The sequence below is a fragment of the Ruminococcus sp. FC2018 genome, from assembly GCF_000621805.1.
Taxonomy (GTDB): Bacteria; Bacillota; Clostridia; order Oscillospirales; family Ruminococcaceae; genus Hominimerdicola.
In genome coordinates, this window is the sequence record NZ_JHXH01000004.1 from 97,135 (window position 1) to 110,041 (window position 12,907).

The 12,907-nt window shown below is 45.6% G+C and carries 12 protein-coding genes; 7 read left to right on the top strand and 5 right to left on the bottom strand.

The features are described from left to right. Nucleotides 1-18: 18 nt before the first annotated feature. Together T494_RS0103955 and T494_RS0103960 are read left to right on the top strand one after the other, a co-directional pair. Nucleotides 19-807, top strand: a complete 789-nt coding sequence (locus T494_RS0103955; protein WP_028505177.1) for a hypothetical protein — start codon at nucleotides 19-21, stop codon at nucleotides 805-807. A 38-nt stretch (nucleotides 808-845) separates the two neighbouring features. Next, entirely contained in the window at nucleotides 846-2,060 is a 1,215-nt protein-coding gene (locus T494_RS0103960; RefSeq protein WP_028505178.1) for an NADP-dependent isocitrate dehydrogenase, read from the top strand. A 72-nt stretch (nucleotides 2,061-2,132) separates the two neighbouring features. Here T494_RS0103960 and T494_RS0103965 read toward each other — a convergent pair whose 3' ends face one another. The 4 genes from T494_RS0103965 to T494_RS0103980 form a co-directional block, all read right to left on the bottom strand. Continuing rightward, nucleotides 2,133-3,119, bottom strand: a complete 987-nt coding sequence (locus tag T494_RS0103965; protein ID WP_028505179.1) for a hypothetical protein — start codon at nucleotides 3,117-3,119, stop codon at nucleotides 2,133-2,135. Continuing rightward, a complete protein-coding gene (locus T494_RS0103970; protein WP_028505180.1) occupies nucleotides 3,116-3,673 on the bottom strand; it encodes a sigma-70 family RNA polymerase sigma factor in 558 nt (185 codons plus the stop codon). The genes T494_RS0103965 and T494_RS0103970 overlap by 4 nt, the downstream gene beginning before the upstream one ends. A 159-nt stretch (nucleotides 3,674-3,832) precedes the next feature. Then, on the bottom strand, nucleotides 3,833-4,255 hold the full coding sequence (locus tag T494_RS0103975) for a hypothetical protein (RefSeq protein WP_028505181.1): 423 nt from the start codon (nucleotides 4,253-4,255) through the stop codon (nucleotides 3,833-3,835). A gap of 227 nt (nucleotides 4,256-4,482) precedes the next feature. After that, the gene (locus tag T494_RS0103980; RefSeq protein ID WP_037343866.1) at nucleotides 4,483-5,241 is read right to left on the bottom strand and encodes a phosphotransferase; all 759 of its coding nucleotides are present in this window, start codon (nucleotides 5,239-5,241) and stop codon (nucleotides 4,483-4,485) included. A gap of 360 nt (nucleotides 5,242-5,601) precedes the next feature. Here T494_RS0103980 and adhE point away from each other — a divergent pair, with 360 nt between their 5' ends. After that, on the top strand, nucleotides 5,602-8,211 hold the full coding sequence (gene adhE, locus T494_RS0103985; protein ID WP_028505183.1) for a bifunctional acetaldehyde-CoA/alcohol dehydrogenase: 2,610 nt from the start codon (nucleotides 5,602-5,604) through the stop codon (nucleotides 8,209-8,211). Between the two features lie 49 nt (nucleotides 8,212-8,260). Here the strand turns inward: adhE and T494_RS0103990 are convergent, their stop codons facing one another. After that, nucleotides 8,261-8,998: a hypothetical protein gene (locus T494_RS0103990; RefSeq protein ID WP_028505184.1), complete on the bottom strand. Its 738-nt coding sequence runs from the start codon at nucleotides 8,996-8,998 to the stop codon at nucleotides 8,261-8,263. Nucleotides 8,999-9,279: 281 nt separating this feature from the next. Here T494_RS0103990 and T494_RS0103995 point away from each other — a divergent pair, with 281 nt between their 5' ends. Genes T494_RS0103995 through T494_RS0104010 form a run of 4 tightly spaced genes read left to right on the top strand, consistent with a single transcriptional unit; the run spans nucleotide 9,280 to nucleotide 12,896 of the window. Next, nucleotides 9,280-10,770 carry an FAD-binding protein gene (locus tag T494_RS0103995; protein ID WP_028505185.1) on the top strand — a complete coding sequence of 497 codons (1,491 nt, stop codon included), beginning with the start codon at nucleotides 9,280-9,282 and terminating at the stop codon, nucleotides 10,768-10,770. Nucleotides 10,771-10,801: 31 nt separating this feature from the next. Continuing rightward, nucleotides 10,802-11,641: a carboxylating nicotinate-nucleotide diphosphorylase gene (nadC, locus tag T494_RS0104000; protein ID WP_028505186.1), complete on the top strand. Its 840-nt coding sequence runs from the start codon at nucleotides 10,802-10,804 to the stop codon at nucleotides 11,639-11,641. A 1-nt stretch (nucleotide 11,642) separates the two neighbouring features. After that, nucleotides 11,643-12,068 carry a DUF3795 domain-containing protein gene (locus tag T494_RS0104005; protein ID WP_028505187.1) on the top strand — a complete coding sequence of 142 codons (426 nt, stop codon included), beginning with the start codon at nucleotides 11,643-11,645 and terminating at the stop codon, nucleotides 12,066-12,068. Between the two features lie 36 nt (nucleotides 12,069-12,104). After that, nucleotides 12,105-12,896: a nucleoside phosphorylase gene (locus tag T494_RS0104010; protein WP_028505188.1), complete on the top strand. Its 792-nt coding sequence runs from the start codon at nucleotides 12,105-12,107 to the stop codon at nucleotides 12,894-12,896. The last annotated feature ends 11 nt before the right edge of the window (nucleotides 12,897-12,907 follow it).

Below are 12,907 nucleotides of genomic sequence, written 5' to 3' on the forward strand. Positions count from 1 at the left end.
TAAAAGGAGACACAAAATATGAAAGACTCGTATGATCCCTTAGATTGGAACAACGGTCAGAAAACACAGGGCTATGACCAGTATTCACAGTCGGATTATGATAATTTTGCAAACAACCCCACATATCGCAGCAACAGTGCGGACGATACCGCAGCTTATCAGGACAGCGGATACTATCAGGACGACTACAGCGCATACAACACAGCGCAATCATACGGCACCGATAACAATACCTACTACGACAGCGCCCAGATGGGTGATGCTTACCAGAGCTACGACGGTTATCAGCAGGGCTATGACAACACCTATCAGCAGCCGCAGAATAACTATTACAGCTCTCCCGCTCAGGGTGCTCCCAGGTATACTCAGGCTGATTACGATTATATGGCGCAAAACCCCACCAATCTTCGTGAGGACCCCAACAGAATGGCTCCCGACCAGTTTTTCAGCATGGTACAGGAGCAGGACAGGCGTAAGAACAGACAGGAACAAATAGCTATGTTTGCGCTTACAAGCAAGACACGCCATCTTTACAGGGCATGTGGAGAGGGCTCCGGAGAGATAAGCAAGGATTTTCTACTTTATCTCGTTGCTCTGGGTCTGGGCGCAGGCATTGCAGGACTATTCCACGCATCATTTTACCTGTTCCCGCTGATAGCTTCCCTTATTGCGCTTATCGTGTTCGTTGTCAAATCTCTTGTGATCGACAACACATCTCCCATTGAGGCAATGAAGGCTGATGCACTGCCGATAGTCGGTTTTGTGCTGGGAATAATCTTTACTATCGTCCTTTACAACAAACGATAAATAATGCATACTGATTTTATAATACGGAGGAATGTAAAATGGACAAAATTCAGATGAAAACACCGCTGGTTGAAATGGACGGCGACGAGATGACAAGGATCATCTGGCAGGAAATAAAGGATATCCTGCTGCTGCCCTATATCGACCTCAAGACCGAATATTACGATCTCGGACTGGTACACAGGAACGAGACCAACGACCAGGTAACTATCGACTCGGCTAACGCTACAAAGAAGTACGGCGTTGCAGTAAAGTGCGCAACTATCACTCCTAACGCTGCAAGAATGCCTGAGTACAACCTGAAGGAAATGTGGAAATCTCCTAACGGTACTATCAGAGCAATGCTTGACGGAACAGTGTTCAGAACACCTATCCTCGTTAAGGGCATCACACCTTACATTCCTACCTGGACAAAGCCTATAACCATTGCCCGTCACGCTTACGGCGACGTTTACAAGAACGTTGAAATGAAGTGTCCGCAGGGCTCAAAGGCTGAGCTCGTCCTCACCGATAAGGACGGCAAGGAAACAAGAGAGCAGATCTTTGATTTTGAAAACACTCCCGGCATAATCCAGGGACTGCATAACAGAGAGGACTCCATTTCTTCCTTTGCAAGAGCCTGCTTCAACTTCGCCCTCGACACCAAGAAAGACCTCTGGTTCGCTACAAAGGATACTATCTCCAAAAAGTACGACCACACCTTCAAGGACATCTTTGCAGAGATATTTGAAAAAGAGTACAAGGAGAAATTCGAGGCTGCTGGTATTGAGTATTTCTACACCCTTATCGACGACGCTGTTGCAAGAGTTATCCGTTCAAACGGCGGCTACATCTGGGCTTGCAAGAACTACGACGGCGACGTTATGAGCGATATGGTTGCTACCGCTTACGGCTCGCTGGCTATGATGACATCGGTCCTCGTTTCGCCTGACGGAGTTTACGAGTACGAGGCTGCTCACGGCACAGTACAGCGTCACTACTACAAGCACCTCAAGGGCGAGGAGACCTCGACAAACTCAGTTGCTACTCTGTTTGCATGGACAGGCGCACTGAGAAAGAGAGGCGAGCTTGATGAGCTTCCCGAGCTTATGAACTTTGCTGATTCGCTTGAAAAGGCTACTATCCAGACTATCGAGGACGGCGTAATGACAGGCGACCTTTACCTGCTCTCCACACTTGAAAACAAGACCAAGGTAAACACCGAGGATTTCCTCAAGGCTGTAAACGAGAGACTTGTAAAGATATTAGGGTAAAATTTTGGATAGTTAAAAGCAGAGGACTTCCCGCTTGGGAAGCCCTCTTTTTGGGTACATATTTTTGGACAGTTACTTTCTCTTGAACTCTCTGTTTTTGAACGTCACAGACTCGACCTTGTCAACATCGACCATTGTTCTGAAAGCCTGACGGAATCCTACGTCTGTATCATCAAGCATCAAACCTAAGCCACCTGCTTCCATATTTTCATCCCAGTTTGTTTTTACTGTACCGTCTTTGAACTTGATCTTAAAGTCGAGATCATATTCGCCTTTTTCTACAAGCATCTTGTGTTCTGCCTCGCTCTTTGCTATCGGCATTGAAACAAGTGCAACAAAACCGGTTTCGGAGAGATAAAGCTCTTTTCCGTCATCAGAATATAGCTTTACATCTTTCAGCTTTTGCGCCTGAGGAATATCCAGAACTATGCCGTCAAGAAGCTTTTCATCTTTATACGGTTTGTTATTCAGATCATTTTCAGCTTGCTTGAATTCAAGCCTTATCGGTCTTGAGAAATCAACATTTCTCTTGCCATAATGGGCGGTTATATCTAATTCAAAATTGAGTGATTTATCACCCTTTTTATATTCTTTCCAGCCCCATGATGTAAGCGCGCTCATATATAGTGCCTCGTTATTGTCAGCGTAAAATGCATCAGCATCAAACCCCATAACCTTTTCAAGATAATCCTGTGCCTTTTCATCAAGCGGCTCGACAGCAAATATGCAGCTGCAAACATAGTCATCCTTTATAACGCTTTGCATGTTGAAACGGAAGTGCTCATTTTCACTCGTCTTGCCAGAAAGCATTCCCCTGCTTTCCATTTTGCTGACTGCGCTTGAGTCGTAAAACTCGCGTACACCTTCCTTATTCGACAGCTTTGCCACCGCTACCGCACCTGCGGTGACGGTCATTACCGCTGCTGCTGCGGCAACAGCTACAAACTTTGCCGAGATTTTACGGCGGTGCTTTGTCTGTTTTATCTGTCCCTCTCCTTGTGCTTCATGCAGGTATTTTTCATCTGCAAGTCCTATAATATCAAGTATCTTATTGTTCATAACAATCCCTCTCTTTCCAATAGTTTTTTCAGTTTGACCCTGGTGCGGTGCAAACTTACCTTGACCTTGCTCTGGGAGATCTCAAGCTTTTGCGCTATCTCCCGGACAGTATGCATATACCAATACCGCAGCAGGAAAATACGCCTTTGTTCCGGTTTCAGTGAGCCGAGAAAGCTGTTGAACGCCTCTCTGAGCGCAAGTGTGTCATCCAGCTTTTCCAGTGCGCTTTCCGAAGCAGCCTCATCCGAAAGCTCCTCCAACAGCAGCTCTATATGCCCCGAGCCGCGCTTCTGGGCGTGCTTTCTGCGCCATAGATTTATTGCGGTGTTTCTTGTTATCTCCGCTATGTACATTTTCAGATCCTCCGGCTTACCGGGAGGTATGCTGTTCCACACACTGAGATAAACGTCGTTAAGACATTCCTGTGTATCCTCCCTGCTGCGCAGAATATTCATAGCAATGCTTTTACAGTATCCACCGTATTTGTTTTCCAGTTCCACAAGAGCATTTTTGTCCTTGACCTCCAGCAAAGCTATCAATTCGTCGTTGGACATTTATCTTCCTCCGTTCCGTTTCTGAAGCGCCTCACTTATATAGACACATATCCATAGCAGAAGGTTACAACTTTAACGCAAAAAAACTGCCGCAATAAATGCAGCAGTCTTTTTTATCGTGTATGAAAATTAAAATAGAAATAGGCTTGTCAACATATCTTACGCAGCAGGCGTATATGCCTTTCCGTCCTGCCTTGTAAACACCTTGCTGTCGGATACGCTTACGGCAACATCAGCAACGTGGTCAAACTTTTCGTCCTTGCAGTCATATACCTTGAAGCAGTAGCAATCTGCCCCGTTCACCTTGTCCTTGCCCATATAACCGAAGGATCTCTGATAGTCCTTCTGTGCGGGATAAGCAATATCTGCGCTTTTAGCCGCAGCGTCAAGAGCCTTTTCTGCACCCTCGGGCAAAACGCTGAACATCCTGCTGTCAGGCTGAGTCTGTGATGACTCTTCAACAGCCACGCTCTGCTGTGCAGGAACGATATCGCTTGTATCTTCGTTTGAACCTGTCTCACCACAGCTTACGCAAAGTGCAGCAACGGCAGACATAAGTGCTATAATCAAAAACTTTTTCATATCAACAAAGGCGGAAACCCCACCTTCTCCTTTCAAAAATACTATATGTTATCTTTCATTCCAAATTATAACACAACATATGTCAGTTGTAAAGGAATTGCACCGAATTGTTACCAAAAATGCCGATAGTGAACAAAAACACTACCGGCATAAAATCTTTTTGTACAATATTGCACAAAGACAGGTTACTGATTTATTACATTTTCACAATGCTATCACATTTGCTCTCAGGAATAGTCCACAACATCTATCCAGCGCATAAGAAGCTCCCTTTCTTCGGGCTTGCCTTTTATAAGCTGTGCAGCCGCAACGATCGGCAGCCACGCCTGAACATACTGCTTCGATGTTCCGCTCTTGAGACAGTACTTATCAAGGTAAGGTTCGGCGATCTCAGGGTCGTTAAGACACAAAAGCAGATATGTCCTTGCCACATCGGCAGAAGCATTGCCCTGTCTTGCAGAGCCCCAGTTAATAACATATGTACCCTCGTCATTGATGATTATGTTCTTCGGAGCAAAATTGCCGTGACACAGCTTAATGTGCTTTGGCATGGAATCCAGCCTTGTAAGCAGCTCATATTTCTTTATCTCGTCTATCTGTCCCAGAGATTTGATCTGCCTTGTCATCTTGTCCTTGAGCTTTGAAAGCAGCGGCATATACTGTGCGTGTATCTCCGTCTGTATGTCGATAAACTGGTTCAGGTATTTGTCCATATTCTCCGGGTTCTCTTCCATAAGCTGCTGCATGGTCTTTCCCTTAATGAAATCCATAGTCACCGACCACCTGCCGTCAACCACTGAGACCTCATGCAAAGTAGGTATCTTTATAAAGGAGTTGACCAGCGTGGTCTCCACCCTGGCATGGGTCAGAGCCGCATAAAGGCACTTTTCTTTGTACATATTATCCTTGTACTCTCTTACGGCAAATCCGTCACGCTCATAAACATCATATATATCGCTTTGCGCCAGTAATCTTTTTTCGCTCATAATTTTTATCCTTTCTGTCTTTTGGCTCGTATAGGACGCACCTCTTTTCGCAGTCCTTTACTGTCTATATTATACACTCTTTTTCAACAATGTCAAGACTTAATTCGTTATTATCACAAGTGTATATATTTTAGATTTAAAATAATCAAAAAAAATTCACACAATTTGATCCTCGGCATACTTTTTCCCCGCAACAGCATTCACCACAGGTCTTTTATTGACAAAGTAACCAAGAAAAGTGTTGAAATATGCTGAAAAATCTATGTTTTAAAATTGACAAAAAATCTCGGCTGTTGTATAATGTATTAAATATAATATGGTGCAAAATTGCACTTAAATACTGACAGGAGGACGTATATTATGGCTGCAGCAGAAAATGCTCCGTTCGTCGTTGATAATGTACCCGCACTGGAAAAGAAAATAGCACAGCTCAGAGAGGCTCAGCAGAAGTTTTCTGCCTTCTCACAGCAGCAGGTGGATAAGATATTCAGAGCCGCAGCTCTGGCTGCCAATAAAGCCCGTATCCCACTTGCAAAGCTTGCAGTTGAGGAGACCGGCATGGGCATAGTTGAGGACAAGGTCATAAAGAATCACTATGCCAGCGAGTATATATACAATAAATACAAAAATGTAAAGACCTGTGATGTGATAGACCGTGACGAGGTTTACGGCACTACGACTCTTGCAGAGCCTATCGGTGTTATCGCTGCGGTAATACCCACCACCAACCCCACGTCAACAGCCATCTTCAAGGCGCTTTTGTGCTTAAAGACAAGAAACGCCATTATCATATCTCCCCACCCCAGGGCTAAAAATTCCACAATTGAGGCTGCCAGAGTAGTTCTTGATGCTGCGGTGGCGGCAGGGGCACCGGAGGGTATAATCGGCTGGATAGACATTCCTTCACTTGAGCTTACCCAGACGGTGATGCGGGAAGCTGACTGTATCCTTGCCACAGGCGGTCCGGGAATGGTCAAGGCTGCGTATTCAAGCGGAAAGCCTGCTATCGGCGTAGGCGCAGGAAACACTCCCGCCATAATAGACAGCTCCGCCGACATACTGCTGGCGGTATCTTCCGTGATACACTCAAAGACCTTTGACAACGGTATGATATGCGCTTCGGAGCAGTCGGTCATCGTTGACAGGCAGATATATGATGCGGTGAAAAAAGAATTCAAGCTCCGGGGATGTTATTTCCTGAAAAAAGATGAGATAGACAAAGTCAGAAAGACTATTATCATAAATGGCTCGCTCAACGCCAAAATAGTTGGTCAGTCGGCTCACCGGATCGCAGAGCTGGCAGGAGTCAGTGTGCCTGAGGACACCAAGATCCTTATCGGAGAGGTCACAAGCGTTGACATAAGCGAGGAATTTGCACACGAAAAGCTCTCACCTGTTCTTGCAATGTACAAGGCAAAGGATTTTGACGATGCCCTTGACAAAGCAGACAGACTTATAAAAGACGGAGGCATTGGACATACCTCATCTATCTACTGCAATGTGCTTACGGAAAAAGAAAAGCTGGAGAAATTCCAGAATCGGATGAAGACCTGCCGTATTCTTGTAAATACGCCTTCTTCTCACGGCGGTATCGGTGACCTGTACAACTTTAAAATGACACCTTCGCTGACATTGGGCTGCGGCTCATGGGGAGGCAATTCCGTTTCGGAAAATGTAGGCGTGAAACATCTTCTGAACATCAAGACCGTTGCGGAGAGGAGAGAGAATATGCTTTGGTTCAGAGCACCGGAAAAGGTCTACTTTAAAAACGGCAGTCTGCCTGTTGCCCTTGAAGAGCTTGGTGAGATGGGTAAAAAAAGAGCATTTGTTGTTACGGACAATTTCCTGTACAAAAGCGGATTTTCAAAATGTATAACCAACAAGCTTGAAGAGCTTGGCATAGCACACCATGTATTTTCAAATGTTCAGCCCGACCCTACGCTGGCAAATGCTACCGAGGGATCCCACGAGATGGCTGAGTTTGAGCCGGACGTTATCATCGCCCTGGGCGGCGGCTCAGCTATGGACGCAGCAAAAATAATGTGGGTACTTTACGAGCACCCGGATGTTAGCTTTGAGGATATGTCCATGGACTTTATGGATATCAGAAAGAGAATATTCAAGTTCCCGAAAATGGGCGAAAAAGCGTATTTTGTTGCCGTTCCCACATCGGCAGGCACAGGCTCGGAGGTCACGCCGTTTGCTATTATAACCGACCAGGAGACAGGAACAAAGTACCCTATCGCAGACTACGAGCTTCTGCCTGATATGGCTATAGTTGATGCGGATATGATGATGAACGCACCAAAAGGACTGACCTGTGCATCGGGTATCGACGTGCTGACCCATGCTCTGGAAGCATACGCTTCTGTTATGGCATCTGACTACACCGATGCTCTGGCATTAAAGGCTGCAAAGCAGGTGTTTGAATACCTGCCGTCGGCTTATATTAACGGTGCTAACGACCCTGTGGCAAGGGAGAAAATGGCAAATGCAGCCTGCATGGCAGGTATGGCTTTTGCAAACGCATTCCTTGGCGTAAATCACTCAATGGCGCATAAGCTCGGCGCTTATCATCACCTGCCGCACGGCATTGCAAATGCGCTTATCCTTACAAGAGTTATGCGCTACAATGCCGATCCCACACCGAGAAAAATGGGTACTTTCTCCCAGTATCAGTACCCGCACACACTGGAAAGATACGCAGAGGTCGCACGCTACTGCGGCTTTGGCGGCAAGAATGATAAGGAGTCCTTTGATAACCTTCTCAAGGAGATAGAAAAACTCAAGAAGACTATCGAGATAAAGCCGACTATCGCAGATTACGGCATCAAGGAGGAAGACTTCCTGGCAACGCTGGACGATATGGTAGAAAACGCTTTCAACGACCAGTGCACAGGTGCAAACCCGAGATACCCGCTGATGAGCGAGATCAAGGAGATCTACCTGGCAGCATACTACGGAAAATAAGACAAACATAAAAGCGGTGCTTTGCTGGCACCGCTTTTGTATTTTCTTTTTATGAAATTTCGAATGTGATTTTTAGAGTCTTAGAATCTGTACTTTTTCCTATTTCTGCATAACCAATTTTACTGTCTCTAAAATCAAAAGCATATCTCACACCGGCTTTTTGTAACGTTATAGATTTACCAGCTCCAAAACCGCACTTTTCAAAGTATGATTTGATTTCCTCTCTTTTATCATCAATGTCATTCCCAGGTATATCTGTTTCAAGGCTTATATAAGCCAAAGTATTTTCGTATAAACCAGTTACACCGTCCAATAAATAAACCGTGATTTTAGTGAATCTTATTCCGTTGATAGTCTTATCCATTTCCCAAATGTATTCTTTTCTTGTATATATTCCGTTTGAACTTGATTCATCTTTCCTTTGTGATGTAATACCAAACGTCTTTACAACAATACTGCCGAGTTTGTCAATATCTGTATTATTTTTCCCGAACTGTTCGAGATGGGATCCAATGGCATCATTTAGTGTTTTCAACTCATTGTCAGTGGAAAAATCTTCGCTGCTTTCAGAGGTTTGTGTGGTCGTTTCTGTTGTAGTCTCTGTCGTTGTTTCAGATTCCTTGGTCGTTTCAGATACAGTTGTCGTCACCGCAGAACTGTCTGCACTGCCTGTGCTGCTCTTATCGCCTGAACTACTGTTGTTGCTGCTTTTTTCCGATTCACCACAGGCGGTCATAGACATCATTACTATTGCTGCGAGAACCGCAAGCGTTCTTTTGAGCTTCATAATTGTAATCCTCCGTTCACTATTTCAAATATTAACTGTTATAGCATATATGTATATATATATCAGATGTTTTGTTAAATAACTGTTAATTTGCCTCTTGTTTTACAAGCCTTACACCCTTCGCAATAATGCTTTTGCATTCAGTAAAAAAGTTTAAAAAGCCTTTAAAATATGCCGATTTTGTGTTGAATTTTGCGGATAAATGTGTTATACTAAAATAAGTATATTTACTTGAAATTCTCGCTTTGGTCTAAATCTGAAAGGTCAAGAGGTTTTTGAATATGAACAGAAATTATGATGTTATAATCGCCGGTAGCGGCGCAGCAGGTCTGTATGGAGCGCTTAACCTTCCAAAGGAGCTTCGTGTGCTTGTGCTGTCAAAAATGCAAAAGGACCTTTGCAACACCGCTCTTGCCCAGGGCGGCATCGCAGGTGTTTACAACAGCCCCGAGGACAGCCCCGAATTTCACAAACACGATACCTTTGTGGCAGGTGGCTTTGAAAACGACCCGGTCTCAACGGATATACTTGTAAACGAGGCTAAAACCGACATTGCAAAGCTCATCCAGCTGGGCTGCGACTTTGACAAAAAGCCTGACGGCGACTATCACAGGACACTTGAGGGTGGTCACGGCAAACACCGTATCTTCCACCATAAAGATTCCACAGGTGCAGAGATAGAACGCACGCTTATCGCAGCTGTACAGAAGCTTGAAAATGTGACTATCCTGGAGAACGCAGTTATATGCGATGTGAAAAGAACTAAGACAGGATTTTCTTTCCTTGTGCTGCGTAACAATGATTTCACTACCTACAACTGCCACTATTCTATTTTTGCCACAGGCGGCATAGGCAGGGTGTATGAGTTCACAACCAACTCCCCTATTGCCACAGGCGACGGTATCACAATGGCATACAATATGGGTGCTGAGATAAAGCATCTGAGTTATATACAGTTCCACCCCACAGCCTTCAACGACGAGCATACCAGACAGTGTTTTCTTATCTCCGAAGCCGTCAGAGGCGAGGGCGCATACCTGCGCAACTGCAACAAACAGCGGTTTATGCACAACTATGACAAGCGTCTGGAGCTTGCACCCAGAGATGTGGTGTCCCACTCCATAATCTTTGAGGCAAAGCGTACCGGCTCAAATAAATTCTACCTGGACATCACCCACAAGGACCCCGATTTTATCAGAAATCGCTTCCCAATGATATACAAAAACCTCAAGGATGCCGGGATAGATATGACAAAAGACCTTATCCCTATTTTCCCGTGCCACCACTATCTTATGGGCGGCATAAACGTTGATACCTATGCACGTACCAATATTCCAGGGCTGTATGCCTGCGGCGAATGCTCACACACGGGAGTACACGGAAACAACCGCCTTGCAAGCAACTCTCTGCTTGAGGCTCTGGTATTTTCAAGACGTGCAGCAGGAGATATTGCAGCTAATATCAAAGAATGCACAGACGACTTTGAGGAGTATAAGTTCACCGTTGACAAAGATGCTCCCCATATGCCAAAGGGTCTGCGCACACAGATAAGAGCCATAATGCAAAAGGCATATTTTGTCCTGCCAAATGTAAAGGAGCTGGGACCGGGGCTTGAAAAGGTCACACAGATAAAGGATATGCTTTATAAGCAAAGCTATCAGCTGGATAAGGACCTTGTGGAGGCACGTTCACTGGCAACGGTGGCATATATCGTCCTGACAGAGGCATTCAAAATAGCCACGGAAAACGCAGAGATGAATATAGATAAATAACGGCAGCTGCCGCACAGAAAGGAAAAACGTTATGAAGCTTATGCAGTTTCAGATAGACGATATTATAAAAACAGCCCTTGCGGAGGATATAAACTATATCGACGTTACCACCGACTACCTTGTTGATGAACGCAGTATTTCCACAGCAAGATATGTTTCAAAGGACGATGGAGTTCTGTGCGGTATAGATATTGCCCTGAGAGTGTTTGAGCTGCTGGACAAAGATGTAAAAACACAGGTTCTTATCCACGACGGAGAAAAGGTGAAAAAGGGCGACATCATCGCAAGGATAACAGGCTCCACAAGAGCACTTCTGAAAGGCGAGAGAACAGCTCTGAACCTTGTTCAGCATATGTCCGGCATCGCCACTGCAACAAACAAATGCGTTGAGCTTGTAAAGGGCACAAAGGCGTCTATCGCCGATACCAGAAAAACTCTCCCGGGACTGCGTGTGCTGCAGAAATATGCAGTCACTGTCGGCGGAGGAAAGAACCACAGATATAATCTCTCTGACTGTGCCATGCTCAAGGACACTCACCTTGACGCATACGGCTCCATGACCGGTGCTGTCAACGCCCTGCGTGAAAAAATGGGGCACACGGTAAAGATAGAAGTCGAGGTCTCAGACCTTGAACAGCTTAATGAGGCACTTGATCTGGGCGTTGAGATAATTATGCTGGACAATATGTCATGCGAGGATATGACAAAGGCTGTGGAGATAACCGCAGGCAGAGCAAAGCTTGAAGCATCGGGCAACGTTACCGAAAAGACTATTGCGGCTATCGCTCAGACGGGTGTGGATATTATCTCTCTCGGTGCGCTGACACATTCGGTAAAGGCTTTTGACATATCAATGAAAATGGATAAATAAAATGAAATGGTACACAGATAAGTATTACGATCTGCAAAACGCAAAGCCGATAATCTCGCTGTGCGGAGACGACTGTGCGGTTTGCCCTCGTTATCTCGCCAAAACAGACCAGCAGCTTCACGAAACAGCAGTTTTCTGGCACAAGGCGGGTTGGCGTGACAGGATCGTTTCAAACGAGGAGATAAGCTGCACAGGCTGCGGAAGCAAGGGAGTCTGCGCATTCGGACTGCTGGAATGTGTGAAAAGGCACGGTGTCAGCAGATGCAGTGAATGCAGGGAGTTTGTATGTGAAAAGATAAAGAAAGCTATGGAAAACTCCGATGCAAAAAAAGCGGCTTGCAAAAATGCATGCCAGTCGGAAAAAGAATTTGAACTGTTCATCAGGTCATTTTACGAGAAAGAGAAAAACATTTACAATGAAGTATGAAAAACTTTCATTGCTTTGATTTAAGGAGTTGAGCACATGGCAAGCCTAATTGATACTGAAAGACAATTCCATATCGCCACGCTTCCAAGCGAGGTCGGCGGATATGTGATACTCCCCGGCGACCCGTTCAGAGTACCGAAGATAGCAGCTTACATCGACGACGCCAATCAGGTGGCTCACAACCGTGAGTTCAACGTGTACACGGGTACGCTTGACGGCGAGAAGGTCAGCATCTGCTCAACGGGTATCGGCGGACCGTCAACAGCGATCGCAGTTGAGGAGCTTGTAAAATGCGGCGCACATACCTTTATAAGAATAGGCACCTGCGGCGGAATGAATGATAAAGTCAGCGCAGGCGACCTTATTATAGCCACTGCTGCCGTCCGGGGTGAAGGCACGTCATACGAATATATGCCGTCCACATATCCTGCCGCTGCCGATTTCACGGCGGTTACGGCACTTGTCGAGGCAGCAAAAGCATTAAGCGATAACCGCAAAGGCAATGGCTGGCACGCAGGCGTTGTCCACAGCAAGGACAGCTTTTACGGACAGCTGGAGCCTGACAACTCCCCTGTCAGCGACAAAGTAAAAGGTCGCTGGGATTCCTATATAAGGCTCGGCTGCCTTGCGTCGGAAATGGAATGTGCTGCTCTTTTCTCTGTGGGACAGGCAAGAAATGTCCGCTGCGGTGCGGTGCTTGCAAGCCTGTGGAACTGCCAGAAAAACCTTAACGAGGGTGCTGATGAGAGCATAACCCTTGACACAGACAGAGCAATACGCTGCAGCGTGGAAGCCATAAAACTGCTTATAAAAGCCGACAAGTCATAACAAAAAACCTC

What these genes read in the sequence shown, in the direction of transcription:
- T494_RS0103955 (WP_028505177.1), top strand. Translation starts at nt 19, where the DNA reads ATGAAAGACTCGTATGATCCCTTAGATTGGAACAACGGTCAGAAAACA.
- T494_RS0103960 (WP_028505178.1), top strand. Translation starts at nt 846, where the DNA reads ATGGACAAAATTCAGATGAAAACACCGCTGGTTGAAATGGACGGCGAC.
- T494_RS0103965 (WP_028505179.1), bottom strand. Translation starts at nt 3,119, where the DNA reads ATGAACAATAAGATACTTGATATTATAGGACTTGCAGATGAAAAATAC.
- T494_RS0103970 (WP_028505180.1), bottom strand. Translation starts at nt 3,673, where the DNA reads ATGTCCAACGACGAATTGATAGCTTTGCTGGAGGTCAAGGACAAAAAT.
- T494_RS0103975 (WP_028505181.1), bottom strand. Translation starts at nt 4,255, where the DNA reads ATGAAAAAGTTTTTGATTATAGCACTTATGTCTGCCGTTGCTGCACTT.
- T494_RS0103980 (WP_037343866.1), bottom strand. Translation starts at nt 5,241, where the DNA reads ATGAGCGAAAAAAGATTACTGGCGCAAAGCGATATATATGATGTTTAT.
- adhE (WP_028505183.1), top strand. Translation starts at nt 5,602, where the DNA reads ATGGCTGCAGCAGAAAATGCTCCGTTCGTCGTTGATAATGTACCCGCA.
- T494_RS0103990 (WP_028505184.1), bottom strand. Translation starts at nt 8,998, where the DNA reads ATGAAGCTCAAAAGAACGCTTGCGGTTCTCGCAGCAATAGTAATGATG.
- T494_RS0103995 (WP_028505185.1), top strand. Translation starts at nt 9,280, where the DNA reads ATGAACAGAAATTATGATGTTATAATCGCCGGTAGCGGCGCAGCAGGT.
- nadC (WP_028505186.1), top strand. Translation starts at nt 10,802, where the DNA reads ATGAAGCTTATGCAGTTTCAGATAGACGATATTATAAAAACAGCCCTT.
- T494_RS0104005 (WP_028505187.1), top strand. Translation starts at nt 11,643, where the DNA reads ATGAAATGGTACACAGATAAGTATTACGATCTGCAAAACGCAAAGCCG.
- T494_RS0104010 (WP_028505188.1), top strand. Translation starts at nt 12,105, where the DNA reads ATGGCAAGCCTAATTGATACTGAAAGACAATTCCATATCGCCACGCTT.